25 protein-coding genes are annotated in these 24,045 nt (G+C 61.7%); 10 read left to right on the top strand and 15 right to left on the bottom strand.

What is annotated here, in order from left to right:
* Nucleotides 1-17 precede the first annotated feature (17 nt).
* The 6 genes from JG739_RS24860 to JG739_RS24885 all read right to left on the bottom strand — a co-directional run bounded on the left by JG739_RS24860 (nt 18) and on the right by JG739_RS24885 (nt 6,207).
* The gene (locus JG739_RS24860; protein WP_202363820.1) at nt 18-818 is read right to left on the bottom strand and encodes an iron-sulfur cluster assembly protein; all 801 of its coding nucleotides are present in this window, start codon (nt 816-818) and stop codon (nt 18-20) included.
* 5 nt (nt 819-823) lie between these two features.
* Nucleotides 824-1,846: an amidohydrolase family protein gene (locus JG739_RS24865; protein WP_202363821.1), complete on the bottom strand. Its 1,023-nt coding sequence runs from the start codon at nt 1,844-1,846 to the stop codon at nt 824-826.
* Nucleotides 1,847-1,921: 75 nt separating this feature from the next.
* A complete protein-coding gene (locus JG739_RS24870) occupies nt 1,922-2,293 on the bottom strand; it encodes an MmoB/DmpM family protein (RefSeq protein ID WP_202363822.1) in 372 nt (123 codons plus the stop codon).
* Nucleotides 2,294-2,309: 16 nt separating this feature from the next.
* A complete protein-coding gene (locus JG739_RS24875; RefSeq protein ID WP_202363823.1) occupies nt 2,310-3,368 on the bottom strand; it encodes an aromatic/alkene monooxygenase hydroxylase subunit beta in 1,059 nt (352 codons plus the stop codon).
* A gap of 50 nt (nt 3,369-3,418) precedes the next feature.
* Complete coding sequence (locus JG739_RS24880) at nt 3,419-4,480, bottom strand: NADH:ubiquinone reductase (Na(+)-transporting) subunit F (RefSeq protein ID WP_202363824.1); 1,062 nt, start codon at nt 4,478-4,480, stop codon at nt 3,419-3,421.
* Nucleotides 4,481-4,533: 53 nt separating this feature from the next.
* Entirely contained in the window at nt 4,534-6,207 is a 1,674-nt protein-coding gene (locus JG739_RS24885) for an aromatic/alkene/methane monooxygenase hydroxylase/oxygenase subunit alpha (protein ID WP_202363825.1), read from the bottom strand.
* Between the two features lie 560 nt (nt 6,208-6,767).
* On the opposite strand from JG739_RS24885, the gene JG739_RS24890 reads away from it, so the two are divergent.
* From JG739_RS24890 to JG739_RS24905, 4 genes are read left to right on the top strand one after another with little or no spacing between them, the layout of a single operon-like run.
* On the top strand, nt 6,768-7,244 hold the full coding sequence (locus JG739_RS24890; protein WP_202363826.1) for a hypothetical protein: 477 nt from the start codon (nt 6,768-6,770) through the stop codon (nt 7,242-7,244).
* A 35-nt stretch (nt 7,245-7,279) separates the two neighbouring features.
* Nucleotides 7,280-7,567, top strand: a complete 288-nt coding sequence (locus JG739_RS24895) for a hypothetical protein (RefSeq protein ID WP_202363827.1) — start codon at nt 7,280-7,282, stop codon at nt 7,565-7,567.
* Nucleotides 7,568-7,581: 14 nt separating this feature from the next.
* A complete protein-coding gene (locus tag JG739_RS24900; protein ID WP_202363828.1) occupies nt 7,582-8,709 on the top strand; it encodes a WD40 repeat domain-containing protein in 1,128 nt (375 codons plus the stop codon).
* Nucleotides 8,710-8,742: 33 nt separating this feature from the next.
* Nucleotides 8,743-8,916 carry a hypothetical protein gene (locus JG739_RS24905; RefSeq protein ID WP_202363829.1) on the top strand — a complete coding sequence of 58 codons (174 nt, stop codon included), beginning with the start codon at nt 8,743-8,745 and terminating at the stop codon, nt 8,914-8,916.
* A 442-nt stretch (nt 8,917-9,358) separates the two neighbouring features.
* On the opposite strand, the gene JG739_RS24910 is transcribed toward JG739_RS24905, so the two are convergent.
* The 3 genes from JG739_RS24910 to JG739_RS24920 form a co-directional block, all read right to left on the bottom strand.
* Nucleotides 9,359-9,568 (bottom strand): hypothetical protein, encoded by a 210-nt coding sequence (locus JG739_RS24910; protein WP_202363830.1) that lies wholly within the window; start codon nt 9,566-9,568, stop codon nt 9,359-9,361.
* Nucleotides 9,569-9,765: 197 nt separating this feature from the next.
* Nucleotides 9,766-11,934, bottom strand: coding sequence for an amylo-alpha-1,6-glucosidase (locus JG739_RS24915; protein WP_202363831.1), 2,169 nt, complete (start codon nt 11,932-11,934; stop codon nt 9,766-9,768).
* Nucleotides 11,935-12,011: 77 nt separating this feature from the next.
* Entirely contained in the window at nt 12,012-13,106 is a 1,095-nt protein-coding gene (locus JG739_RS24920) for a glycosyltransferase family 4 protein (protein ID WP_202363832.1), read from the bottom strand.
* Nucleotides 13,107-13,282: 176 nt separating this feature from the next.
* Here JG739_RS24920 and JG739_RS24925 point away from each other — a divergent pair, with 176 nt between their 5' ends.
* The 6 genes from JG739_RS24925 (at nt 13,283) to JG739_RS24950 (ending at nt 18,690) form a co-directional block, all read left to right on the top strand.
* Nucleotides 13,283-13,429, top strand: coding sequence for a hypothetical protein (locus JG739_RS24925; protein ID WP_202363833.1), 147 nt, complete (start codon nt 13,283-13,285; stop codon nt 13,427-13,429).
* Nucleotides 13,430-14,013: 584 nt separating this feature from the next.
* On the top strand, nt 14,014-14,769 hold the full coding sequence (locus JG739_RS24930) for an ABC transporter ATP-binding protein (protein WP_202363834.1): 756 nt from the start codon (nt 14,014-14,016) through the stop codon (nt 14,767-14,769).
* Nucleotides 14,762-15,508: an ABC transporter ATP-binding protein gene (locus JG739_RS24935; protein ID WP_202363835.1), complete on the top strand. Its 747-nt coding sequence runs from the start codon at nt 14,762-14,764 to the stop codon at nt 15,506-15,508. Before JG739_RS24930 ends, JG739_RS24935 begins: the two co-directional genes overlap by 8 nt.
* Before the next feature lie 45 nt (nt 15,509-15,553).
* Nucleotides 15,554-16,750 (top strand): ABC transporter substrate-binding protein, encoded by a 1,197-nt coding sequence (locus JG739_RS24940; RefSeq protein WP_202363836.1) that lies wholly within the window; start codon nt 15,554-15,556, stop codon nt 16,748-16,750.
* 69 nt (nt 16,751-16,819) lie between these two features.
* Complete coding sequence (locus tag JG739_RS24945) at nt 16,820-17,707, top strand: branched-chain amino acid ABC transporter permease (RefSeq protein WP_202363837.1); 888 nt, start codon at nt 16,820-16,822, stop codon at nt 17,705-17,707.
* Nucleotides 17,707-18,690, top strand: coding sequence for a branched-chain amino acid ABC transporter permease (locus JG739_RS24950; RefSeq protein WP_202363838.1), 984 nt, complete (start codon nt 17,707-17,709; stop codon nt 18,688-18,690). Before JG739_RS24945 ends, JG739_RS24950 begins: the two co-directional genes overlap by 1 nt.
* Nucleotides 18,691-18,778: 88 nt before the next feature.
* Here JG739_RS24950 and JG739_RS24955 read toward each other — a convergent pair whose 3' ends face one another.
* From JG739_RS24955 to JG739_RS24980, 6 genes are read right to left on the bottom strand one after another with little or no spacing between them, the layout of a single operon-like run.
* A complete protein-coding gene (locus JG739_RS24955) occupies nt 18,779-19,735 on the bottom strand; it encodes a PCC domain-containing protein (RefSeq protein ID WP_244749561.1) in 957 nt (318 codons plus the stop codon).
* 10 nt (nt 19,736-19,745) lie between these two features.
* The gene (locus tag JG739_RS24960) at nt 19,746-20,504 is read right to left on the bottom strand and encodes an SDR family NAD(P)-dependent oxidoreductase (protein WP_202363839.1); all 759 of its coding nucleotides are present in this window, start codon (nt 20,502-20,504) and stop codon (nt 19,746-19,748) included.
* 10 nt (nt 20,505-20,514) lie between these two features.
* On the bottom strand, nt 20,515-22,140 hold the full coding sequence (locus JG739_RS24965; protein WP_202363840.1) for an acyl-CoA synthetase: 1,626 nt from the start codon (nt 22,138-22,140) through the stop codon (nt 20,515-20,517).
* Entirely contained in the window at nt 22,140-22,316 is a 177-nt protein-coding gene (locus JG739_RS24970; RefSeq protein ID WP_202363841.1) for a hypothetical protein, read from the bottom strand. Before JG739_RS24970 ends, JG739_RS24965 begins: the two co-directional genes overlap by 1 nt.
* Nucleotides 22,313-23,164, bottom strand: a complete 852-nt coding sequence (locus JG739_RS24975) for an IclR family transcriptional regulator (RefSeq protein WP_244749980.1) — start codon at nt 23,162-23,164, stop codon at nt 22,313-22,315. The genes JG739_RS24970 and JG739_RS24975 overlap by 4 nt, the downstream gene beginning before the upstream one ends.
* Nucleotides 23,165-23,172: 8 nt before the next feature.
* The gene (locus JG739_RS24980) at nt 23,173-23,976 is read right to left on the bottom strand and encodes an SDR family NAD(P)-dependent oxidoreductase (protein ID WP_202367627.1); all 804 of its coding nucleotides are present in this window, start codon (nt 23,974-23,976) and stop codon (nt 23,173-23,175) included.
* Between the last annotated feature and the right edge of the window lie 69 nt (nt 23,977-24,045).

The following is a 24,045-nucleotide window of genomic DNA, read 5'->3' on the forward strand; positions in this document are numbered from 1 at the left end:
TTGTTTTCGGCTCTACTTCAGGCGGTCGGCGCGGCTCGTGCCGGCACGCGATCCATGATGAAATCGACCAGTGTCGGTTCGCCGTCGACCACATCCAGTTCCTTGTATCTGGTCTGCTTGAGCCCACGGCAAAGCGCGCCGTTGAACTCCATATTGACGCGCACACCGCGCAGTTCAGCGAGATGGGCGCCGAGTGCGGCCGCCGGTATGCGTTGCCCTTCCCAGGTCACGAAGACCGGATCACCCGCCCGGCGGTCGGGAAAACGCTCGATCAGAGCCGCCCGGTATCTCGGCTTCTGTTTGGCCGCTTCGCCCGCCTCGAGCCGCGCGACGTCGTATGCCGGCAGGTCCATGCCGAGGATTTCCCGATCTGTCAGACCGTGCTGCCGGAGGCCTCGCAAGACTGCCTCCTGGCGTCGCTTGAACGCCTTCATCCTGAAGGTTTCGCCCAAGGCGCCGAGATCCTGATCCTCGGCAAGTTCAGCGAAAATATCGCCGAATGTCTTGCCGGCTTCCATGCCGCGATTGACCTCTTCCGCGAACATGTGGTCGTGCAGCTTGACGCGATAGGCCGGCGACCATGAGAGTTGGTCGAGCGCCTTGCGGACGCCGTCCAGCATCAGGAACGCGAAGTTGGGCGAGCACCAGTAGGTCGGCAGTCGGAAATCTATCTCTACGCTGCCATCGCCCGTCATCACGGCTCGCTCGACGAAGCCCATCTCGGTAATCGGTTCGTCGAGCTCGGGGTCATTGACCTCACCAAGGCACCGCCAGAGCTCCTTCTCGCGGTTGCCAGAAACGCTGGCGGCGGTTGCCATGGCCCCTACTCCGCCGCGATGCTGAAGGGCGAACTGGCGAATTCCACCTTCCGGGCTTCGATGTCGATGTCGTAGAGGCGGGCAGCGTTGAGGCCGAGGATCTTTTCCTTGATTTCGTCGGTCAACTGCACGCCGCGTTCGGCCGCGATGTCCTCAGGGATCTGATAGGCCCAGAGCTTTTCGACCAGCCAACGCGGCGTCCAAATCGCGTAGTCCGAGCCGAACAGGATCTTCTCCGGGCCGATCCAGAACAGCAGCTCGGCAATGACCTCGCCGAAATAGCGCGGACGCGAGTGGATAAAGGGCAACGCCACCGCGAGCCCGGCATAGACATTGGTCTCCTGCGTCGCGATCCAGCAAAAATCGTCGAGGCGCGGCAAGCCGCAATGCTCCACGATCCAGTTGAGGCCTTGGAAATCGGTAGCAGCATGATCTACGTCGTGTACGTCAAACGCATCCTTGTTGAGCGGAATTATCGTCGGACCCTTGTGGACATGGATGTTTCTGATGCCGAGCTTGTCGCAGAGCTCGAAGCATTTGTAGGCCTCGGGATCGTTCAGCCGCCAGCCTTTCGACGCGCCGTTCCACTCGGCGGTGTACATCTTCACCCCCTTGATGTCGTAGGTCTCCTTCATGAAATGGATGTATTCGAGCGCCTTTTTGCCATCACGCGGATCGAACGCCCCATTCACAATGAAACGGCCGGGATATTTCTTGGCGATTTCCGAAGTGCGCTTGATGCAGCCAAAGCCGGTCTTGTAGAAATCGCTTAGTGACGTGGTCTGGAAGATCGCGATGTCATCCGGCCCGTCGATGAACAGATCGTTGTAGAGATTCTCGGCCGAATACTTCTCGAACTTGCTCTTCTCCCAGAGCTGCTCCTTGGGGCTGAGTCCGGTATGATAAGCGTAGAAGCAGTCGATGAACTGCTTGCCGTGAATATTCTTCTGGTTCTCCGGGCTGCCGTCCCAGAAATGGGTGTGGCCATCGACCACGAATATATCCTTGCCTTCCGGTGTCCTAAACATTCTTTCCTCCGCAAGATGGGCATTTGATCGGTTCGGCGCGCCGCAACCAGGCGGCGCGCCTGATTTTCTTGGCGTCTATTCGATGTATTCGAACATCTCGTCCATGTTGCCGAACAGGATCACGGTGTTGTCGTCGATGCGCACCATCCGCCCGTAATGGGTGGAGCTGTTGACCTCGAAGGTTTCCGCCGTCATCTCGCGGCCGAGATATTCGCTGATCTCGTCCATCTTGAAGGTCAGCTTGCCGACGCCATCGATGCGGATCATCGCCGGTTGGTAGGTGACGGTTACGTTCGGCTTCAGGCCCATGAATTCAGCGATGGCCCTGGCTTCCACCGAGTCGTTCATGGTGACGCCGCACTGATGCGAAATCGTCTGTTCGAAGGTGATGTCCTTCATCGACCTGAAGATGTTGGATTGCGATGCGTCGCGTGCTGCAGTTGACATGACAGTTTCTCCCTGGTCAGCGCTTGAGGCCAAGTTCGCCGAGTATCTGGGCAATCCGTTCCTCGGATTTGGCACGGACATCGGCGAAAGCGACCGGCTTTGAATGCGGCATCGACCAGATCGGCTGCAGGCCAGTGGCCGCCTTGTCGGCGAGCGCGCCGTGCTTCTTGACCCAGCCCTGGAAGAGCTTCTTGTTCGCCGCGCCATGCTTCTCGTCGTTGGCGAGCATGTGCATGAGGTCGATCGTGTTGGCGAGGTTGCGCTCATAGTCGGCCTCGGCTGCCGAGATCACCGCAGGCGTGATGAAGTCATGGTTGGCGGCGGCGATCTGCATCAGGAAACCTGACCGGAATGCTTCCCCGACCAGCGGTTCGAAGACGATGTTGATGGCGAAATACTGTTCGAGATAGTCGGCCGCGCCCATGATGGTCTCGACCGCTTCGCGGGCGCCTTGCCAGTTGTTGTCCTCGAGCCAGGCCTTCTTGCCGAGTTCGTCGTCCCAGCCGGAAAGGTCCATGCCGATCTCGGCAAGGTAGAGCGTGATGTCCTGCGCGAGCCGCAGCTTGTAGGACGAGTTGGTCAGCGTCGCGTTGTTGATCATCTGGGTGTAGCCGTAACGCTGCGCCTGCATCAGCGAGGTGCCGAGCCCGAATTCGGCATGTTTCCAGGCACCGAGCTGCGTCTGCAGGATCTTGACCCAGGCGTTGTCGAAGGTCTTGGGCGCCCCCGATTTGCGGGCATTGTTGATGACGCTCTGCACCATCGTCTCGATCTTCGACTGGCGCTGGTAGTGCGTGCGTTCCCACTCCTGATCGGGGGCGCGGAAGGCATGCCAGTTGGAGCTCTGCGCGGCGGTGTTCTGCTTGACATAGGCGCCCTTGCCGTCGGCAAAAGAGATGATCCAGTCCTGGATCAGGTAGCGCTCTGGGTCAGGCTGTACGTCGACCGTCATGTCTTCGTAGTGCGTGGCGCGCTGGCCCTTGGGGTCGAAATACCGGTACTTCCGGCTGTCGGAGTCGGCAAAGATCGCCGCGCCGGCGGCTCCGGATCCGACTGAACTCGAGATAGCTGGCATAGTCTTCACTCCCTTGTTGCAGTTGTGGTCGCAGTTGCGTGGCGGCCCTCTCAGTGGGCCGGCGTTGCACCTGCCGATGTTGTGAACTTGTCGAAGAAGATCCGCTCCGTCTCGAACCCGTTCATGAACAGAACCGGCTGAAGCGCATCGATCATCGGCGGCGGGCCGCAGGCATGAACATCGCCCTGCCCGTCGACCGCCAGTTGCTTGAGCTTGGCGTCGACACTCTGGTGTAGGAAACCGCGTTCGCCTTCCCATTCGGCGTCATCAGTCGCGTGCGACAGCACGGGAATGAAAGTGACATCCGAATGCTGGCCGATCAGCTCGGCGATCCTGTCGAGATAGAACAGGTCGTTGCGGGTCCTGGCACCGTAGAAGAAATAGACCGGACGTTTCTCGCCGCTCTTCAGATGGTCGTTGAGGATCGACCAGATCGGCGACATGCCCGAGCCGGCGCCGACCAGGACTAGGGGTCCTTGCCGTTCTTCCCGACGGAAACAGGTTCCGTAGGGTCCGACGACGGTGATTTCGGCTCCAACCTTGATTCCTCCGGAATCGAGTTCTCCAGAGAACTTTCCGTCAGGGTATTTTTTGATGATGAAGCAGAGTTTTTCGGTTTGGTCCGGCGTATTTGCCATGGAGAACGAGCGCGTAATCGTCTCCCCTTTTTGCGTGGTAACCGTGATGTCGACATATTGCCCCGCCCAGAACTTTATCGGCGAGCCGAGTTCGATCTCGATGCCGCGAATGTCGTGGGTCAGGTGCTCGATCCGAGCAATCCGGCCCTTGAACGTCTTCACGGCGATCGCTTTCGCCAAAATCTCCTCGTCGTAGTTGAGAAGCTCGACTTCCAGATCGGAGTAGGCGATGCAGCGGCATAAAAGGACGTGGCCGCTCTCCTTCTCCATGTCGTTCAGTGCGAAGGTCGAATATTTGAGCATGTCGACTTCGCCTTCGAGCAACACGCTTTTGCAGGCGGAGCATTGCCCTTCCTTGCAACCGTGCGGCAGCGCGATGCCCTGGCGGAAAGCGGCGTTGAGTACCGTTTCGCCATTTTCGACATCAAATTCGACGCCGACCGGGCTGAGCCTGACCGTGTGGGTTTCCGACATACGGACCTCCAGTGAAAGGAAGGGGCGGGACGAACCCGCCCCATTTGGCCTGATCAGTTGCAGGGTTTGATCGTGAAGCCGGCCCGGTATTCCGCCAGGTGCTTCTCGCGGTCCGCGGGTGACATGGCACGCAGCGCGTTGAGCGGCGACCCGAGCTTGTTGCCTCGCACGTCGTCCAGCGTCCACATCTCCTTGTCGTCGAAACGCATATGTGGCTGCGGAACAAGCGTCTTGCCGTCGGAGCGGACGAAGTTCAGGTCCTTGATGGCATCGGCCAGATCCCAGCCGTCATAGAGCGTCTCCCATTCGCGCTTGCCGCTGAAGCGGCCCATCGCGGGCGTCGAACGGCCCTGATATTCGTCGGCGAACGCCACGGTGGCAGTCCACTTGTCGAGTTCATGGGCGAAGGTGTGCAACTGGCCGTCGATCTCGCCGACCACCATATCCTCGCGGATCAGGCAAGGTACGAGGCAGGACCAGCAGCGATGCGGATAGACGTAACCGACGTCGTTGTTGAACAGCAGCACCTTCTCGCCCTTGTGGCTGAGCTTGGCGTACCATTTCCAGAAGTCGCCGAATTCGGCGTACCAGCCCGGATATTTGTGCTCGAACCACTCGAAGTCCTTATCGGTCTGAGCTTCGATGCGCCAGAAATTGACCGGCCAGCCAACCGCGAAGAACTGTCCGACCTTGTGGACATAGTTCTTCTTGGTGATGCGTTCCCAGGCCGCCTGGACGTCGTCGTGATGGACCTTGATGCCGTATTTCTCGAGCGGCAGCATGTAGGTGCGGTAGTAATCCTCATAGATCCAGCGGTGCCACATTTCCGCGTAGGACTCCTTGTTCTTATCGCGGTTGGTGGTGCCGTATTCGATGAACGTGCCAATGGCCGCATCGACGATCGCGTGGTTCTGCCAGAAGGCATAGCGCAGGTCGCGCTCGAGCAGCAGATGATTTTCCGGCTCCTTGAGGGCCGCCATCAGCAGTGAGTGGCCATTACCGATATGCCGGCTCTCGTCGGACTGCACCGACAGGAAGACGGTCGGCAGCGCGTAGTCGCCGTTGCGGGCAGCTTCCGAAGGCATGGCGACAAACAGCGTGTTGGTAAAGGCGGTTTCGGCCACCACGGTCAGGTACATGCAGGCGGCAGTCATGGTGTCGCCGGTGATGAAGCCTTCCGCGAACTGCCGGCCGATAGTCGTGGCGTAGCATTTGCCGAAGGCTTCCTCGGTGATGTCGAAGCCAGCCGGATCGATGTAGTTCTCCATGTACCATTTCTTCAGGTTCATCTGGATCGTCGAGTGCCGAAACTCGTCGATCATCTGCATGGTGAAGCCGGTCCTGAGTTCCTCGCCAGGAGCGATACGGGCGACCATCGCCATCGAGCGGGCAGCCGAGATTTCCGGGAAGGGAATGATCGCCAGGAACAGTTTCATCCACTCGACCCAGCGCGGTTCCACATTGCGGAACATGTCGCCGCGCAGCGCCGCATCCAGCGCGCCGTAGACCCGGTTGTCCTTCTCTTCCTGCATCGGAAAGTACGACCGCAAAACCTGCTTCATCGGGTCGCGCGGTGTCTTGTTAATCTTGTAGTCCGTCGGAAACGTCATCGCTTCCTGAACGTAGGAAGGATTCCAGCCGAGATCGGCAATCTTCTTGGTTGCCTCGCCGACGGAGATTCCGCGTTGCGAGGTGATCTTGTTGAGCGTCAGAGACGTCATGGTCATAAGCCTCCACCAGGTTTGAGCCGTAGGTCCCTTGACCCCGGCATGGAGCGGCGCACAGCACCGCTAGTGAGAGTGCGAACGGCACGACAAAGGGTTGCGCGTTCAGGCGCGACTCATGGTCCGGCCATTCAAGTGGATCGTGGCAAAGGTTCTCGAGGCATCTGGCAGGGGCCGCGGCGCCAACCGCATATGCGATGGGCGTATCGAAGCGGACGTGACCTGCTTCCTCCGTTCCTTCGTTCTTTTGGCACCGCGTCAAAGCGCGATGGGCTTCTTGTGAAAATGAGCAAAGCAAGCGTCGTGCCAACTTGAAAATAGCACCCATGGCAAGGGCTCAAAACAAAATCGCTGCTCTTGCGGCATATGAGCAGATGATCAACTGTAACATTCTTTTACAGTTGTAACGTACGTCTGTAATATTTAACGTCTATTCGCAACTGCAATATATTTAGTTAGCAAGTGCAGCAAGTACAAAAACGACTATCATCTATTCAATTCTTCGTCTTTCTCCACTATTTGGGGTGATGGCCCATGGACGGGCCTCGCGCTGGAGAGAGACTATGCCAAACGATAAAGACAGCCGGGCGCCGCCCGAGCCAATGTCCAGGCAGGCCGATGACGTCACCGGCGATCTTGTCAGGCTGATGCCGCACGATCTGGTCTTTGTGATGCGCTTCATGGGCGAGAGCCAACACCGCCTGCAGAGCCACTTCCAGGACTTCATCCAGGCCGAGCTTGCCGCCGGCGGCGTCACCACGGAAACGCATCCGATGCTCCATCTGTTCATCGAGAACCACGCGATCCTGTTGCGGGACTTCGTGTTTTCCGGCGTTTCGCTGTCGCGGCAGTTCCGCGTCGAGGAGATCGAGCGCCTTACCGGCGATACGACATCGATGATCCGCGTCGACATCTGGGATCAGCTCAAGAGCCACATCGAAACGGCCGAAAAACAGTTCCAGTCGCAGGCCGGCTCATTGCCCAAATTGCTATCGGCTTTCGAAAAACCACCCGGACCGACGGCTGGGACCGAAAAATAATGGAGGATCCGATGGGGCAAACTACCAGGCGTGACATGTTGCTCGCCCGCCGGCTCGATCTTGTCGCCAACGTCTCCGCGCTGACTGCCGAGGCGCTGCGGCTCAATCAGAAACGCGCCGGTATCGAGATGGATGTGCTGCGCTTGGAACTCGAAATCGGCAGGAGCGGCGCCAGCGCGCAACTGGTGCAGGATTTGCATGAGGCGGAGGAGAGAGCTGCGGCGGTCATGCAGGAAGGCGCGAGGTGCGAGCAACGCATCGCCGCCGCGGAGGGTGAGGTCGAGGACGTCGACCGCAGCCTCGCGGCGGCGGTGGGCAGCTAACGGAGGGAATGGTCATGAACCAGCACGCGATACAAAACCTGACCTTGTTCGACCTGCTGGCGCGAAGCTGGCGTCGCCCGTCGGCGATCGCCGACCTGCGCTTCAGCGCCGATGGCTTGGCTGTCGCATGCACCAGCGTGGACGGAACGGTCGCCATAGCCGCGGTCGCGGATCAGGAGCCGCCGGAGTCGCGGATCAGGGTGAGCGGCGATCTCGGCCGGACGACGATCCGCCCCCGGGAGAAGTCACCGGCACCATTGATCGCCACCGATGCGTTGGGGGATGGAGACGTCCCGCTCGCCAGCTACCTTTCCTCCGGCTTCCTCATTGGAACGGCGGCTGGCGAAGCGGTGCATCTGGCCGCGGACGGCAATGTGATGGAGACGCTGGTCAAGATCGACGGGCCGGTCGTCTCCGTCGATTACAACCCCCGGACGGCCATAACAGCCGTCAGCAACGGGCAGGATGTCTTCCTGGCACGTGGCCAAGGCGATGCAGTACGACTGCGACACGATGCGACACCGTCCACGGATGCGCTTGCCTTTTCGCCAGACGGGCAGCGCCTAGCCTGTGGCCGGGATGATGGACTATCGATCTGGGCGGTCGACGGCGACGCCACCCCGATACGCGACGTTTCTTTTTCGGCGCGCCCGGTGTCGATCCGCTGGAGTGGCGATGGCACATGGCTGGCCTGTGGGCTCGAAACAAGCGGCTTTGCCCTGGTCAGCATGACCGATGATCGCTACGGCATCGTCGCGGGATTTCCATCGCCGGTCCGGACCGTGTGCTGGAGTCTACCGGAGAATGCGCTGTTTGCGTCGGGCGCGTTCCGGTTCGCCGGCTGGTCGATGACCGCTCCGCCACTTGACGGCGACACCTCGGGCGCGCTGGAGACTGGCCGAGCCGGGCTGGTTCCGATCGAGACAGTGGCTGCGCACCCGGAGAAAAAACTGATTGCGGCCGGCTATGCCAACGGCCGGATCACCATCGCCCAGATCGGCGCGCGAGACGAACTCCTCGTCAGGCCGCTGGGCAGCGCGGTGACCGTGCTTGCCTGGTCCGGCGACGGACGCCACCTAGCAGTGGGTGCAGTAGACGGCACCGTCGCGATCGTCACCTTTCCCGCACAGATGTTCAAATAAGCAAAGGCAGGCCGCATGCAAAAGGAGCACAAAATGCAAACCGACCCCACCCCCGAGGACGAGAGCAAGGACGAATTCTTCGAACGGCTCGCCAAGCTGTCGGAAGAAATGGTGGCCAAACACGGCAAAGATTTCAGTATGGGCGCATTGGTGCTTGCCGCCCGCTGGATTGCCGAGAACCGCGTCGGCCAGTTGAAGACCAACTAACTCACGACCAATCAATTGCGCTCGAAAGCCAGCTCCGAAGGAGCTTCAGGCGGATTCGCCGAACAGGTTTTGCGCTGCGCTGGCTGTGTATGCCATTCCTTCAGATTGCGACTTACCCTGGATCGAGGGCTCATCCAGGCGCGACTCAATCCAGCGCTCGCAGATACCGCACGGGACGTGCCGTCGGCGATTCGCTCTCCGGCCGTTGCGATGGTTCGGGTCAATCCCGAAATGCCGGTAGAGGTCGTCGAAGTTTCAGCGACCTTGTAGCGACGCTGGCGAGCAGATAGTCGTCCGGTTTGGCAGGTAGCACTGGCGATCGGCGCAAGTATCAGTGCACCGTTCTGGGGCGCGGCGGTCGCCACTGTCAACAAGCTTACCTATGGCGGCAGCCGCTACGCGCCCTCCCGCATGAGCAGCGAGCCAGGCAAGGCGGGCGGCGCTATCGTCCCAACGGCTGCCTTGATAGAGAAATCAGTTCTGTCTCGTCGGTCACGCCGGCCATGTAATTGGCAATGATCCGAGACGCGAGCGCCTCACGCTGACCAGTCGATTGACCTTCAAGCCTGAGCTGTTCAAACGCTCGAGCCAGCAACGCCAACTCGGACGGATCGAAAATACCAGCTTCTTCAGCTTTTCGACGGATCGCCATGGCACCCCTCAAAGACAATCGATGTCTTTGCAACGTTTGCCGCGACATTGTGTTCCGGGAGGTGGTTCGACCGCAAAACCGCTGCACACCCTCGGGTCAGGCCCGTGGGCATGCTTTTGCGCGACATGTATTAGGCGCGCGCGCTGCTGGCCCTCTGCCGACAGCGGCTGACGCCAGTGGCCGCTTGCCGGCCTGCGTCATGAGCGCACCACCAGAGGCACCAGACCCTCATGGCGGTGGTCGAGATAACACACGACACGGTCGCCAATGCGCTCGAAGATGAGATCGACTTTCGCCTCGCCAATGGCCAGGTGGCGGATAACGATGTTGTCGATGCCGATAGGCAGCCGCGGGCGTTCCACGGTGATCTCGCGTTTCCAGCCGTCAACCCGAATGCCCAGGCAAGCCTGCAGCATCATGAAAGCGGAGCCAGCCGACCAGGCTTGCGGCAGACAGGCGACCGGGTAGGCCACCGGTGAATCGCTGGCCGCACGCATAAAGCCGCAGAACAGCTCTGGCAGCCGCATGTTGAAACGAACCGCAGCCTCGAACATACCGCTCATCAGCTTCACGACGCTGTCTCGTTCGTGATAGCGGGCGAGCCCGGAGGCGCAGAGCGCGGTGTCGTGCGGCCAGATCGAGCCATTGTGATAGGACATCGGGTTGAATGGGACCTCGTCGTCGGCCAGCGTGCGAACGCCCCAACCGCTATGAAGATGAGCAGAGAGCAGTTGGGTGGCGACAGCCTGAGCCCGTTCCGCCGACGGCAGCCCGACATAAAGCAGGTGACCGGCGTTGGACGTGCGAACCGCGCATTGCTTGCCTTCTCCGTCGATCGCCAAAGCATAGAAATCGCGGTCCGGCATCCAGAAATGCGTCTCCACGGCCTGACGGATCCTCTCTGCCAGGGCGCTCCAGTGCGCCGCCTTGGCGTCGTCGCCGCGCCTGGCGGCCAGCGCCGCCATCCCATGATATGCGGCGAAGGCATAACCTTGCACCTCGACCAATGCGATCGGCCCTTTGGGGATGGTGCCGTCGGCATGGAAGACGGCATCGGAACTGTCCTTCCAGCCCTGGTTGAACAGACCCGTGTCGGCCGCCCTGTTGTAGGTCACAAAGCCTTCCCCGTTGCGGGCTCCGACCTCTTCCATCCAAGCAGTGGCAGCGCCCAGCGAGTCCCACATATGATCGACAAACGCCTCGTCCCCGGTGCGTTCGGCGTAGGACGAAGCCAGATAGACATAGAGTGGCGTGGTGTCGACGCCGCCATAGTAGCGGCCGAACGGCAACTCGCGCAGCACCGCCATCTCCCCCTTGCGGGTCTCATGCATGATCTTGCCGGGTTCGGCGTCGTCGAACACTGAGGTCTCGGTCGACTGATACCGAGCAAGAAAGGCCAATACGCCGCGGGCAAGTTCCGGATTGAGCCAAAGCATCTGCAAGGCGGAAATGACGCCATCGCGGCCGAAAGCCGTCGAGAACCAGGGGATGCCGGCATAAGGGTACGGCCCGGTTTCCAGATCGGTCGTCAGTAGCGCGATGTCGGCGCGCGTGCGTGTCAGCCAGTCGTTGAACACGCGACCGGAGCTGAAGACGGTGGCGCCCTGCCGGCGCTTTGAGCGCATGGCGAAGCGGGCTCGCGCAGCGGCGGCGCGAAAGCGGTCGCTGGAGGGGATTTCTTCGCTGTGGCCCACCTCCAGGTACAATGCTCTGCTGTCACGCCTTGCCACGACAATAAGGAAATCGGCGTGATTGGGGTGCACCTGATCGGGCCTGATCGAGAATGCGATGACCGATTGACGCGCCACATTGTCGAGGCCTTCATATCGGAACGTTACGCTCGCCGCGTCGACCAGCGCGTCATGGGCGCGACCGCGGCGGCTACGCGTAGTGCCGCGCACTTCGAACATGTCACGGAAATCGGCGTCGAAGTCGAGCCGGACCGGCAGAACCACCTCGCGCGCGGAGTAGTTGGTGAAGGTGATGCGCTCGAACATGCGGTCCTGCCAGATGAACCGCGTCCGATCGATGTGGACGACGCCCGGCAAGGCTTCGCTGCCATTCGGCCCAATTGTGGCCAAATTGGTGAGATTGGCGGTGAACAGGATATTGTCCTGCGACAGCGAGGCGCCGAGCAGCGACGGCATCCGGCCGCCGATGAACAGGCGGAAGCGCCACAAAACACGCGTGTCGTCACGGAAAAGCCCGTCGCCGGTGCCGCGTATGTCGCCGTAGCTGTCTGCGACGACGAAGCAATCCTCGTGTTTCAACGCGAATTGCCGATGCGGCTCGCGCGGCGCCGTTTCGTCGATTGCCGGCAGCGCCACGGCTGGATCAATCTTGCGGTCTTCGAGTTGAGTGGTCATGGTCAACCCCTCCCGTCCAGAAGCGACCAAGGCGGCTCAGGCGCTGATCCGAGCAGCCGAGCCGTCGCCTTGCTCGGTCAGGTAGACATAGTCATCATTGCGGCATTTTTAGCGCGCTCGTTTTGAGAGCCAAGTGCTTCCGTTATGTCCTCCGAGAGCGAGCCATAGATCGCCACGTAGTCGCGGCACATGCGCTCGACTGTGAATCGCTCTTCAAAAGCCCGTCGCACCTGCGCACGATCGAGGCCGTTTATCCGCCGTACCGCGTCCACAGCTTCGTCTACCGTTTCGACGATCAACCCGGACACACCGTCGTCGATGACCTCCGGAACGGCACCGCGCCGGAACGCTATCACAGGCGTGCCACAGGCCATCGCCTCGATGGTTACGAGTCCGAACGGTTCCGGCCAGTCGATAGGGAACAAAAGCGCTGCCGCATTCCCCAAAAAGTCGGCTTTTTGCCGTTCCTCGATCTCGCCGATGAATTCCACGTTCGAATTTCGAAGCACCTGGGGTTCGACCCTCTCCTTCCAATAAGATTGATCTACCTTGTCGATCTTGGCAGCGATCTTCAGCGGCATTCCGGTACGCGCAGCGATCTCAATGGCCGTTTCCGGCCCCTTTTCCGGTGAGATGCGGCCGAGGAATGCGAGATAGCCCGAGGCTTTCGGGCGAAACTGCAGAAGATCGCGAGGCAGACCGTGATATACCGTTCCGACCCAACGGACAGGCGGCATGGGCCAGCGTTGATCATAAGAAATCGAAACCAGCGGAATGTCATCAAACATCGCATAAAGCTGCGCCAGGTACGGGAGGTCGAGCCGTCCATGAAGCGTCGTAACCGTTCGCTGGGCAAAGTCCCGGACTATGGGGAAGTGGAGAATATCGATGTGAAAATGCAGCACGTCGAATTCATCGGCCCGCCTTCGCACCTGTTCAAGCATCATCACGTGGTGGGGAATGTCGTGCCGGATCCTTGGATTCAGGCGCAACGCAATATCGCAACACGGGACCAATTCGGCAGAGGTGCGTGAATCACCGCTGGCGAACAAGGTCACGTCATGCCCCTGTCGAACAAGCTCCTCAGTCAGATATGAAACTATTCGCTCGGTCCCGCCATAGGTCCGCGGCGGCACGGCTTCGGTAAGGGGGGCGATCTGGGCAATTTTCATCTGCAACACTTCTCGAAAGCGAAGGTCATCATTCAAAAAGCTCCGACGGCAATCCCCTTCCTCGCATCCATTGCGGTGCGGTCCTCCTGCGCCAACTCTCGACGGGCCGATATGTTCCCGGCGGGAACAATCGCCGCGTCAGGGGAGTTCAACCAGGGACCAAAAGGAGAACCAGCATGGCTACGAAGCTTCAAGATACAAAAGCCGTCAAGGGATCGAGCGGCGAGCACGGCGGCAACCGCGGTGGCAATCAGGACAAGAAGGACAAGCCGCAAAAGAGCAGCCAGGCTGCCGGCAAGGATCCAAAGCGCGGCAAGGACTAACCGCCCCGGAGGCGGCAATAATGGCTGAACCCCTTGCCATCGAGAGGAGTGACACATGACAAAGACAAACTCGACTACGAAAGCCGACCAGCCTGTATCGGGCCGGCCTGTATCGGGAAAAAGGGCAAGCGGCAGCGACAAGGCCAAACAACCGGCCAAGGGCGGCGCCCAACGCCCAGGAATGGGGCGGCGGATCGAAAGCGTCGAAAGGCAAGATCACCCCAGCAGACCGGGAAAACCGCAACTCAAGCCAGCGCAGCTAAGCTTTTCGCATTCATCCAATTAGGTGGCCCAATCAGCCGGGGCGGAATTTCGAACGGCTCGGCCGGATGGTTTGGATTGGGAATGGGTTCGGATTGCGGCCGTTAAGCCTGTCGTTTGCGCGGCTTCGACATTGCAATTCGAAATGGTCGAAGGCTCCGAGCCACAGTGCCGGCAATTGCGGCCTTGACGCGATGTGCATTAGGTCGTTTGTTGCGGGCGGAAGTGCCACGGGAGGAAACCATGGAAGTCACCCTGGGGGCGGTTGGCCTCGCAGCGCGGTTCCACGTTTTCGCGCCAATGACCGGCGAGGGCTCCCGCGCATGAATGCCGGAGCGATCCTCGAAGCGGCGGGATTGACTAAGGAATTTGGGGGCTTTGTCGCTGTCAACAATGTCAACCTGACGGTGGAGCGAGGATCGGTCCACGCGCTGATCGGCCCCAACGGCGCAGGCAAGACGACCCTCTTCAACCTGCTGACCAAATTCCTCCAGCCAACGCGCGGCGCGATCCGCTACCAAGGCCGCGACATCACCAGGATGCAGCCGGCCGACATCGCGCGGCTGGGCCTTGTGCGCTCCTTTCAGATATCGGCGGTGTTTCCGCACATGACGGCACTCGAGAATGTCCGAATCGCGCTGCAGCGCCGGCGCGGCGACAGTTTCGATTTCTGGCGCTCCGAAACAGTGCTCTCAAAGTTCAATGGCGAGGGTGCGGCTCTTCTCGCCGATGTCGGCCTGACCGAGTTTTCAGATATCCGCGCCAGCGATCTGTCCTACGGCCGCAAGCGCGCGCTTGAAATCGCGACGACGCTGGCGCTGAACCCTGAAATGCTGCTTCTCGACGAGCCCATGGCCGGCATGGCGCAGGAAGACATCGAGCGCATCTCGGCGCTGATCCGGCGCATCTCCAAGAACCGCACCATTTTGATGGTTGAGCACAATCTGTCGGTCGTCGCCTCGCTGTCGAACCGCATCACTGTGCTCGCGCGCGGCAAAGTCCTCGCCGAAGGCGACTATGCCGCGGTTTCCAAGGATCCGCGCGTTATCGAAGCCTATATCGGGGCCGGACATGTCTGAAGTTGAACTTGCAAGCAGGCCGGCTGCTGGCCCCTCGACGAGACCCCTGCTTCGCGTCGATGGCCTGCAGGGCTGGTACGGCGAGAGCCATGTGCTTCACGGCGTGAGTTTCGAGGTTGGCGAAGGCGAAGTGGTGACGCTGCTCGGCCGCAACGGCGCCGGCAAGACGACGACGCTGAAGGCGATCATGGGAATTCTTTCCAGGCGCTCGGGCTCGGTCACCTATGACGGTCGGGAGACGATCAAGCTGCCGTCGCGGTTGATCGCACAGATGGGCATCGCCTACTGCCCCGAGGAGCGGGCGATCTTTTCCAGCCTCTCTGTCGAGGAGAATTTGATGCTGCCGCCGCAGGTGCGGCCTGGTGGGCTCACCGTCGAGCAGATTTTCGAGCTCTTCCCGAACCTGAAGGAACGGCTTTCGAGCCAGGGCACCAAACTTTCGGGCGGCGAACAGCAGATGCTCGCCATCGGCCGGATCTTGCGGACGGGCGCCAAGCTCCTGCTGCTCGACGAGCCGACCGAAGGGCTTGCGCCGGTAATCGTGCAGCAGATCGGCCGCACCATTGCCCGGCTCAAGGACGAGGGATTCACGATCGTGCTCGTCGAGCAGAATTTTCATTTCGCCGCGCTGGTCGCGGACCGTCACTACGTGGTGGAACAGGGGCGTGTGATCGACACGATCCCCAATAGCGAACTCGACGCCAACATAGACAAGCTGCACGCCTATCTCGGCGTCTAGACAATCATCAACGGCGCGCTGCGCCGCAATCGGAGGGAAATAGCGATGAAAAAGATCGGATTTATCCTGGCTTCAACGGCGAGCCTGCTGATGGCCGGTGCGGCCTACGCCACGGATGTCAAGATCGGCGTTCTGAATGACCGTTCCGGCATCTATGCAGACATCGCCGGCGAAGGCTCGGTCATCGCCGCCCAGATGGCGGTCGAAGACTTCAAGGCGACGGACAAAGGCATCAATGTGTCGATCGTCTCCGCTGACCATCAGAACAAGCCGGACGTCGGCTCGAATATCGCCCGCCAGTGGTACGACACCGAAAATGTCGATGTAATCGCCGACGTGCCGACCTCGTCGGTGGCGCTCGCGGTCAACGAGATCACCAAGGAGAAGAACAAGATCTTCCTCGCTTCGGGTCCGGCCTCCTCCGACCTCACCGGCAAAGCCTGTTCGCCCAACACCGTCCACTGGACCTATGACACTTGGGCGCTTGCCAACGGCACGGGCTCGGCCATGGTCGCACAGGGCGGCGATAGCTGGTTCTTCGTCACAGCGGACTACGCCTTCGGCCACGCGCTCGAGCGCGATACGACCGCGGTCGTCGAAGCATCGGGCGGCAAGGTTCTCGGCGCCGTCCGTCATCCTTTCCCCGGCCAGGATTTTTCGTCCTTCCTGCTGCAGGCGCAAGGGTCGGGCGCCAAGGTCGTCGGCCTCGCCAATGCCGGCGGCGACACGATCAACGCGGTCAAGCAGGCGTCGGAATTTGGCATCACCCAGGGTGGCCAGGCGCTCGCCGCCCTGCTGATGTTCATCAACGACGTGCATGCGCTTGGCCTCGACGTGGCGCAAGGCCTCGTGCTCACCAGTGCGTTCTACTGGGACAAGAACGATCAAACGCGGGAGTTCTCTGCCCGTTTCCAGGAGCGGAATGCCGGACAAAAGCCTTCGATGATCGAGGCCGGAGTCTACGCTTCTGTCCTGCATTACCTTAAAGCCGTCGAGGCCGTCGGCGACAAGGATGCGGCCAAGGTGATGGCCAAAATGAAAGAAATGCCGACCGATGATCCGCTGTTCGGCAAGGGCACGATCCGCGCCGACGGGCGCAAGCTGCACGACATGTATCTGTTCCGCGTCAAGAAGCCGGACCAATCGAAGGGTCCATGGGATTATTTCGAGACGGTGGCCACCATTCCGGCCGACAAGGCGTTCCGCCCGCTCGCCGAAGGCGGCTGTCCGCTCGTCAAGTAAGCGAGCCCCGCCAACGACGCGCCGAACGGCTCGGCGCGTCGTTTTGTCGACAAGTCAGCTGGAGCGACCATGTTCGAACTGCTTGGAATTCCGCCACAGGTCCTGTTCGGGCAATTGCTGCTCGGGCTGATCAATGGCTCCTTCTATGCGGTTCTGAGCCTTGGGCTGGCGGTCATCTTCGGTCTCCTGAACATCATCAATTTCACGCATGGCGCGCAGTACATGCTGGGCGCCTTCGGCGCCTGGATGCTGCTCAACTATCTCGGCGTCGGTTACTGGTGGGCTGTGTTCATCGTCCCGCCGATCGTCGGCGTCACCGGCATCGTGCTTGAGCGCGTGCTGATCCGGCGGCTCTATCACCTCGACCATCTCTATGGGCTGCTTCTCACTTTCGGCCTGGCGCTGATCATCGTCGGCTTCTTCCGCCAGTTTTTTGGCGTATCCGGCCTGCCGTACCCGCCGCCGCCGCTTCTGACCGGCGGGTACAATCTCGGCTTCATGTACCTGCCCAATTCGCGCGCTTGGGTGATTGCGGCTTCCCTCATCGTGTGCCTCGCGACCTGGTTCATCATCGAAAAGACCAGGCTTGGCGCCTATCTTAGGGCTGCGACCGAGAACCCGACCATGGTCGGCGCGTTCGGCATCAACGTGCCTCTGCTGGTCACGCTCACCTATGGTTTCGGCGTCGCACTCGCGGGTTTCGCCGGCGTGCTCGCCGCGCCGATATACGCAGTCAATCCAAACATGGGGGCAGACCTGATCATTGTCGTCTTCGCCGTCGTCGTCATCGGCGGCATGGGCTCGATCCTGGGCTCGATCATCACCGGCTTCGGGCTCGGGCTGATCGAGGGTTTGACCCGCGTGTTCTATCCGGAAGGCTCGGCCGTGGTGATCTTTGTCATCATGGCGCTCGTGCTGCTGGTCAAGCCCGCGGGCCTGTTTGGACGGGGTGTGTGATGACAACCGACACCAACTCGATCGCCATCGCGGCCATAACCTCGGTCGGCGCCGCGGGCATGCCCCGTCATCACCTTGCGATCTTCGCCGCGCTCTTCGTCTTCCTCGTCGCCGCGCCGTTTCTGCTCTATCCGATCTTTGTCATGAAGGTGCTGTGCTTCGCGCTGTTTGCCTGCGCCTTCAATCTGTTGCTCGGCTTTGGCGGTCTGCTGTCCTTCGGCCACGCAGCCTATTTCGGCATGGCGAGCTACGTCTCGGCCCATGCGGCAAAGATGTGGGGCCTGACGCCTGAACTTGCCATTATCGCGGGCACGCTGGTGGCAGCCGTGCTCGGTCTCGCCATCGGCTCCCTCGCCATTCGCCGTCACGGCATCTATTTCGCCATGGTGACGCTGGCTTTTGCGCAGATGATCTATTTCTTCTCGCTGCAGGCGGCGTTTACCGGCGGCGAGGACGGCATCCAGGCCGTACCGCGCGGCCATCTGTTCGGGCTGATCGACCTGCGTTCGAGCGAAGTTCTCTATTTCTTCGTGCTCGCCATCTTCTTCGCCGGCATATTGCTGATCTATCGGATCATCCATTCGCCGTTTGGGCAGGTGTTGAAGGCGATCCGCGAGAACGAGCCGCGCGCGATCTCGCTGGGCTATCGGGTCAATCGCTACAAGCTCGCCGTATTCGTGCTGTCGGCCGCGCTCGCCGGCGTCGCCGGAGCAACCAAGGCCATCGTGTTCCAGTTGGCGTCGCTTACCGACGTCTACTGGACGATGTCAGGCGAAGTCGTGCTGATGACGCTGTTGGGCGGCATGGGCACGGTGTTCGGACCGATCGTCGGCGCCGCAGTCATCGTCACGATGCAGAACTACCTCGCGACGTTCGGCGACTGGGTCACGATCGGCCAGGGCATCATCTTCGTCGTCGCGGTGCTGTCGTTCCGAGAAGGCATCGTTGGCGTCCTGGCAAAATGGATCCGAAAACCGCTCTGACCGGGTCGTGAAACTTTCGGGTGATCCACGGTCGGCCAAGTGGGGCCGCGACAGGACACGGGCGCACAGCGTGGTCAGCGCCCTCAGCTCATGCAGGTTCCTCATCGGATGCGACAACCAGCAGTTCGAACGTCACGCAGACCGGGTTAGCGTCGCGGCGAAGGCGACCTGCTGATATCACACCGTCCATGCCGACCAGCGCGATGTCGAGCGTGCAACGACCGGAGCGCACGGCGCCGTCCGTGACGAGAACTTCCGTCGCATAGGAGGAGACAGCCGAGCCGTCGTCGAAATCCGCGCCGACCAGGCTGCCGATGCCCTGGATCGAGGCGTGGTCAAAGCCGTGCCGTCGGCAGACGGCTTCGATCGCCTGGCCGATATCCTCGTTGGGCTTTACCGTGCAGATGGCTGCGCGGCGGCCGCGGCGCTCGCCTGGGGCGCTTTGCGTTTTGGGGGAACCAAAACCGCGCTCCAATTCTTTGCTTTGACGCATTTTGTCGGACGCCAAACGAAGACGTTTGGCTGCAAAATGCTCCAGGACCGGAGCCTTGATCGGCGCGAAAAGGCGAAAATTCGTTTCGGTGTCGTCGCGCACGTCGAACAGTGCGCCCTCGATGCCCCAAGCGGTGACCTCGACCGGCTCCGCCAAATGCGAGTCGAGCGGCAGGAGATGGCCCATGCGGCGCACGCCGTCGGGGGTGCGCCAGATGCCATGGCAATGAAGAAAAGGCTGCTCGTCGCGCCGGCCGGCGACGAGGCCTGCATCCTCGATGACCGTCATGCCTTCCGGTGCGAATGTATCGCTATACCACGCGGCGTGGGTGCCATCGGGTGATGCGGCGGGGATGACGTAGCGCATCGGGTCAAGCCGCGCGTTGCGCAGGCGGATATAGCCGCCGCCGAACCCGGCGTCCGCGAGAGCCTGCGCCACGGCGTCATTGACCGAGCTGCCGGTTTCGAGCCGCAATGTCAGCGGCGCTGCGGCGCAGGGCATCGCTGCGAAACGTTCCGACGCGATCGGACCGGGATGGCGGATGCTGCGCATCGGAGCCATCTCAGGCGACAAGGCCGGCATGGATGAAGCCGCCATCGACGGCAAGGACCTGGCCGTTGATGTAACTGGCGTCGTCGGAAATCAGGAAAGCCACCGCTCCGGCGATCTCGCGCGGCGTGCCGTAGCGGCGCTGCGGCACGCGATCCAACCACTGCCGACGAACGTCCTCGGTGTGGACGGCCTGCGTCAGCGGCGTTTCGATCGGCCCGGGTGCGACGGCGTTGACGCGGATGCCATCGACGCCGAGCTCGTTGGCCATGACAAGGGTGAGCAGATTCTGGCCGCCCTTCGATGCGCCGTAGGCGCTGCGGCCCTTGCTGCCGCAAAGACCAGAAACAGAGGTGATATTGACAATCGCCCCCGGCAGCTTCCGTTCAAGCCAGTAGCGCGCCGCAGCCCGCGAGACGATGAACGTTCCGGTGAGGTTCACGTCGACAATGCGGCGGAAATCCTCGACGCTGGTCTCGACCGTCGGCCGGTCCATGGCGATGCCGGCGCAGTTCACGACCGCGGCGAGGCTGTGCGCGGCGGTGATCCGGCCGATGGGATCGTCGACAGCCGCTTCGTCGATGACGTTGCAGACGATGCCGCGTTCCTCGCGCAGGCCGAGATCCGCGCAGGCCGAACCCAGCGCTGGCGCGGCGAGGTCGAGGAGGAAGACTTCGAAGCCGCGCTCGGTCAGCAGGCGCGCCGTCTCAAGGCCGATGCCCGACGCGCCGCCGGTGATCGCCACGGCGCGGCTTTGATGGCTGCTGTTCATCGCCTGCTCCTCATGCCGAGAGCTTCGGCTCGGACGGTCCCAACTCGCCGCGTCGCTCCAGCTCTTCGCGGATCAGCTTCTTGGCGATCTTGCCATAGGCCGACTTGGGCATCGTCTCCCACCACACGAAGCGCTTGGGCATCTTGTAGCGGGCGAGCTTGCCTTCCAGCCAGCGCTCAATCTCGATCGTTTCGTGCACAACGCCGGCGCGGGCGACGCAAACCGCGACGCCGACCTCGCCCCAGACGGGATCGGGAATGCCGAGAACGGCGGCTTCGCTGATGTCGGGATGGAGCAGGATCTTCTCCTCGATCTCGCGCGGATAGATGTTGGAGCCGCCTGAGATATACATGTCGGACGAGCGGCCGGTGATGTAGACGAAGCCGTCCTCGGCCATGTGGCCCAGATCGCCGGTGCGGAACCAGCCGTTGCGGAACGCTGCGGCGTTGGCTTGCGGGTTGTCGTAATAGCCGGCGAAGACTGCCGGCCCGATCACGCAGATTTCGCCGGTTTCGCCCGGCGAGACGGCGTTGCCGGCGTCGTCCTGGATCTCGACCTGCATGGCCGTGCGCTCAAAACCGCAGGTTCCGATGCGCGCTTGCGGGCCATCCTCGACGGAATGATAGGAAGGAGGCTGCACAGTGATGTTGCCTGTGACTTCCCCCAGGCCAAAATATTGGACCAGAACCGGCCCGAGTTTCTCGAGCGCCCGCTTCTGGTCGGCGCGGTACATCGGCGCACCGGCATAGATGACATAGCGCAACGAGGAATGGTCGAACCGGTCGACGCTGTCGTCCTCGACGAGCATCTTGAGGATGGTCGGCACCGTGAAAGCGTTGGTCACCCGCCATTTTTCGACCAGCGCCCAGACCGTCGGCACGTCGAACTTGTCGGTTGGCAGGAGGATGGATTTGGCGCCGTGCGCCACCTGCACGAGTTGATGAATGCCGGCCCCATGCGACAGCGGCGCCACCACGATGGAGGCGTCGTCGCGGGTCGTGGCGGGCATCAGGTCGCACAGATGATTGGTGATGACAAAGCCCATCTGGCAATGCGTGAGCACGGCGGCCTTCGGCCGGCCGGTCGTGCCGGAGGTGAAGAAGAACCAGCAGGGATCGTCGCGATCGACGGCGACGCTGGCAATGGTCCGGCCGGCAAAACGGGCGGCGACGGCGTCGTAGTCATCGCCGAATTCGGCCGCGCCGATCGACAGGACGAAGTCGATCCCGGGGGCTGTTTGCCGGCAGGCAGCAGCATGAGCCGGGAAGCCCGCGCCGCAGATCAGGCCACGCGCGCCGCTCGCCTTGGCGAGGTAGGCGACTTCTTCCGGCGACTGACGGTAGTTCGCCGGCACCCAGACGGCCCCGAGCCGGAAGCAGGCGAACATCGATTCGAACATCTGATTGCAATTGGCCGACTGGACGAGGATTCGATCGCCCTTTGTCACGCCGAACGCGTCGCGGAGAGCGGCGGCCATCGCGTTGACGCGCGCTTCCATATCACGCCATGTCCACTGCTGCTCGCGCCAGACGAAGCCAATATCGTGCGGATTGCGGCGTGCCGCCTGGGTCAAGAAATGCGAGAGGTTCATGACACGCGTGGAGGAAGGCGTCACGCCGCCTGCGGCCATGGTCATCACTTGGCGCGCTCCAGCAACGACACGTAGACGAAAATGGCGTCGACATCGCCGGGCACGACACCGGCATCAGCAAGCGTGGGCGCCGCTGCCGTCGCCATCAACTGCCCGGCGTTTTCCAGTTCCGACTTTCCTAACGCGGAATGCGCCCGTCCGACGATCTGAGCTTTCGTCATTGTGACAACCTCCTGGTGCGCGGCTTTAGGATGGGGTGCTCGCGGATATGCGCGCGCGAGGCGAACATCTGGGCAAGCCGTTCCTCGACGCGCGTTGCCTCGTGCATGAGATATCCGACGAGTTCGACCTGTCTTGCCGGCTGCATCCGGCTGTCGATCGCCGCGATCGACAGTGCGCCGACTGGCCGTGCGTCGGCGCTGCGAAGCACAACCCCGACGCCCCAGGAATTGGCGACGATGCGGCCGGGATTGAGGGAATAGCCGTTGGCGCGCGTCGTTTCGACGTCGCGCCGGATCTGCTCGACCGGGAGCATTGGGTAGTCGGATTTGAGCACCGCGTCGTTGGCGGCCAGCACCGCTTCCACTTCCTCGTCGGGGAGTGCGGCGAGCATGGCGAGCGAGCCGGCGCCGACGCCCAATGGGTGCTCGAAGCCGGCCTGCAGCGCGTGGGTCCTGACCGGATAGGTCCCCTCTTCGCGATAGAGGCAAACCGAGTATGTGTCGCGGCGAACCGAGAGGAAGCTGGCATCCTCGGTCTTCTTCGAAAGGCGCAGCAGACTTTCCATCGAGACCTGAAGCAAGCCGAAACGTCGCGAGGCGAGGCTGCCCAGCACGTAAGCCTCCTCGCCGAGATAATAGCGCCGCGTCATCTCGTCCTGCTCGATCATTCCCGCGCGCATCAGCGCCAGCAGCAGGCGGCGTGTTGTCGGCTTGTTCAACCCACTTTCCTCGACGATATCGGAGAGCGAAACACCGCGGTCGGCGTGCCGGCCGACCATCGAAAGAAGGCTGAGCGCCCGGTCGACGCTCTGCGAGCCGGTCTGATCGCGTTCTGGGGGCGGCGCGATGTCCATGGTCAGCGGGGCTCGCAGACGGCGCAGCTTTGGCCGCCATCGACAGGCAGGCAAACGCCGGTGACGAAGCGCGCCTCGTCGGAGGCAAGAAACACGGCCGCCGCAGCGACGTCCCACGCTGTTCCCATCCTGCCCATCGGTACCATGGCGTTGCGGGCGGCCACCATCTCGTCGGCCGAGCCGTATTGGCTGGAAATCTGCTGATAGATCATCGGCGTGTCGATCAGGCCCGGCATTATGCAATTGGCACGAATACCTTGCCGGGCATATTGCATGGCCAGCGCCACGGTGGCCTGGTTGACCGCGGCCTTGGCCGCATAATAGGCGAAATAGGGATAACCAACGTAGCGTATCGCGGCGAGCGACGAGATATTGACGATCGCACCGCCGCCGCCCTTGAGCATATGCGGCAACACCGCCTTGGCGGTACGATAGACCGATCCGATATTGAGGTCGACGGCGGCCTGGAACGCGTCCTCATCGAGTTCAACGGGACCGCCCATATGGGTCACGCCGACATTGTTGTGCAGGATGTCAATGGCGCCGAACGCCTCCATTGCCGCCGCTGCTGCCAGTTCGACTGAGGCCAGATTGGTCACGTCGGCCGACAAAGCGATCGCCTGGTTGCCTTCGTCGCGGATGATCGCCGCGGTTTCAGCGGCCGCCGCCGCAGCGAGATCGACGCAGGCGACACGCGCGCCTTCGCGCGCGAAGGAAACCGCCGCTGCCTTGCCGTTGCCCCAGCCGGGTCCGGACGACCCTGCGCCGAAGACGATTGCGGATTTTCCCCTGAGCCGGTCGACCACCATCGAATTCCTTACAAAATCACGGCTGTTATCGGGCGGGTGAGCCACGTGGCCTGCCCGCCCGGGAGC

It is taken from the genome of Mesorhizobium sp. L-2-11, from assembly GCF_016756595.1.
In the GTDB taxonomy this organism is placed as follows: Bacteria; Pseudomonadota; Alphaproteobacteria; order Rhizobiales; family Rhizobiaceae; genus Mesorhizobium.

Coding starts and splice junctions, on each gene's coding strand:
- JG739_RS24895 (WP_202363827.1), top strand. CDS start 7,280: ATGTTGCTCGCCCGCCGGCTCGATCTTGTCGCCAACGTCTCCGCGCTG.
- JG739_RS24915 (WP_202363831.1), bottom strand. CDS start 11,934: ATGACCACTCAACTCGAAGACCGCAAGATTGATCCAGCCGTGGCGCTG.
- JG739_RS24920 (WP_202363832.1), bottom strand. CDS start 13,106: ATGAAAATTGCCCAGATCGCCCCCCTTACCGAAGCCGTGCCGCCGCGG.
- JG739_RS24940 (WP_202363836.1), top strand. CDS start 15,554: ATGAAAAAGATCGGATTTATCCTGGCTTCAACGGCGAGCCTGCTGATG.
- JG739_RS24910 (WP_202363830.1), bottom strand. CDS start 9,568: ATGGCGATCCGTCGAAAAGCTGAAGAAGCTGGTATTTTCGATCCGTCC.
- JG739_RS24865 (WP_202363821.1), bottom strand. CDS start 1,846: ATGTTTAGGACACCGGAAGGCAAGGATATATTCGTGGTCGATGGCCAC.
- JG739_RS24880 (WP_202363824.1), bottom strand. CDS start 4,480: ATGTCGGAAACCCACACGGTCAGGCTCAGCCCGGTCGGCGTCGAATTT.
- JG739_RS24960 (WP_202363839.1), bottom strand. CDS start 20,504: ATGAACAGCAGCCATCAAAGCCGCGCCGTGGCGATCACCGGCGGCGCG.
- JG739_RS24950 (WP_202363838.1), top strand. CDS start 17,707: ATGACAACCGACACCAACTCGATCGCCATCGCGGCCATAACCTCGGTC.
- JG739_RS24885 (WP_202363825.1), bottom strand. CDS start 6,207: ATGACCATGACGTCTCTGACGCTCAACAAGATCACCTCGCAACGCGGA.
- JG739_RS24860 (WP_202363820.1), bottom strand. CDS start 818: ATGGCAACCGCCGCCAGCGTTTCTGGCAACCGCGAGAAGGAGCTCTGG.
- JG739_RS24900 (WP_202363828.1), top strand. CDS start 7,582: ATGAACCAGCACGCGATACAAAACCTGACCTTGTTCGACCTGCTGGCG.
- JG739_RS24945 (WP_202363837.1), top strand. CDS start 16,820: ATGTTCGAACTGCTTGGAATTCCGCCACAGGTCCTGTTCGGGCAATTG.
- JG739_RS24955 (WP_244749561.1), bottom strand. CDS start 19,735: ATGCGCAGCATCCGCCATCCCGGTCCGATCGCGTCGGAACGTTTCGCA.
- JG739_RS24925 (WP_202363833.1), top strand. CDS start 13,283: ATGGCTACGAAGCTTCAAGATACAAAAGCCGTCAAGGGATCGAGCGGC.
- JG739_RS24875 (WP_202363823.1), bottom strand. CDS start 3,368: ATGCCAGCTATCTCGAGTTCAGTCGGATCCGGAGCCGCCGGCGCGGCG.
- JG739_RS24870 (WP_202363822.1), bottom strand. CDS start 2,293: ATGTCAACTGCAGCACGCGACGCATCGCAATCCAACATCTTCAGGTCG.
- JG739_RS24890 (WP_202363826.1), top strand. CDS start 6,768: ATGCCAAACGATAAAGACAGCCGGGCGCCGCCCGAGCCAATGTCCAGG.
- JG739_RS24905 (WP_202363829.1), top strand. CDS start 8,743: ATGCAAACCGACCCCACCCCCGAGGACGAGAGCAAGGACGAATTCTTC.
- JG739_RS24935 (WP_202363835.1), top strand. CDS start 14,762: ATGTCTGAAGTTGAACTTGCAAGCAGGCCGGCTGCTGGCCCCTCGACG.
- JG739_RS24970 (WP_202363841.1), bottom strand. CDS start 22,316: ATGACGAAAGCTCAGATCGTCGGACGGGCGCATTCCGCGTTAGGAAAG.
- JG739_RS24965 (WP_202363840.1), bottom strand. CDS start 22,140: ATGACCATGGCCGCAGGCGGCGTGACGCCTTCCTCCACGCGTGTCATG.
- JG739_RS24930 (WP_202363834.1), top strand. CDS start 14,014: ATGAATGCCGGAGCGATCCTCGAAGCGGCGGGATTGACTAAGGAATTT.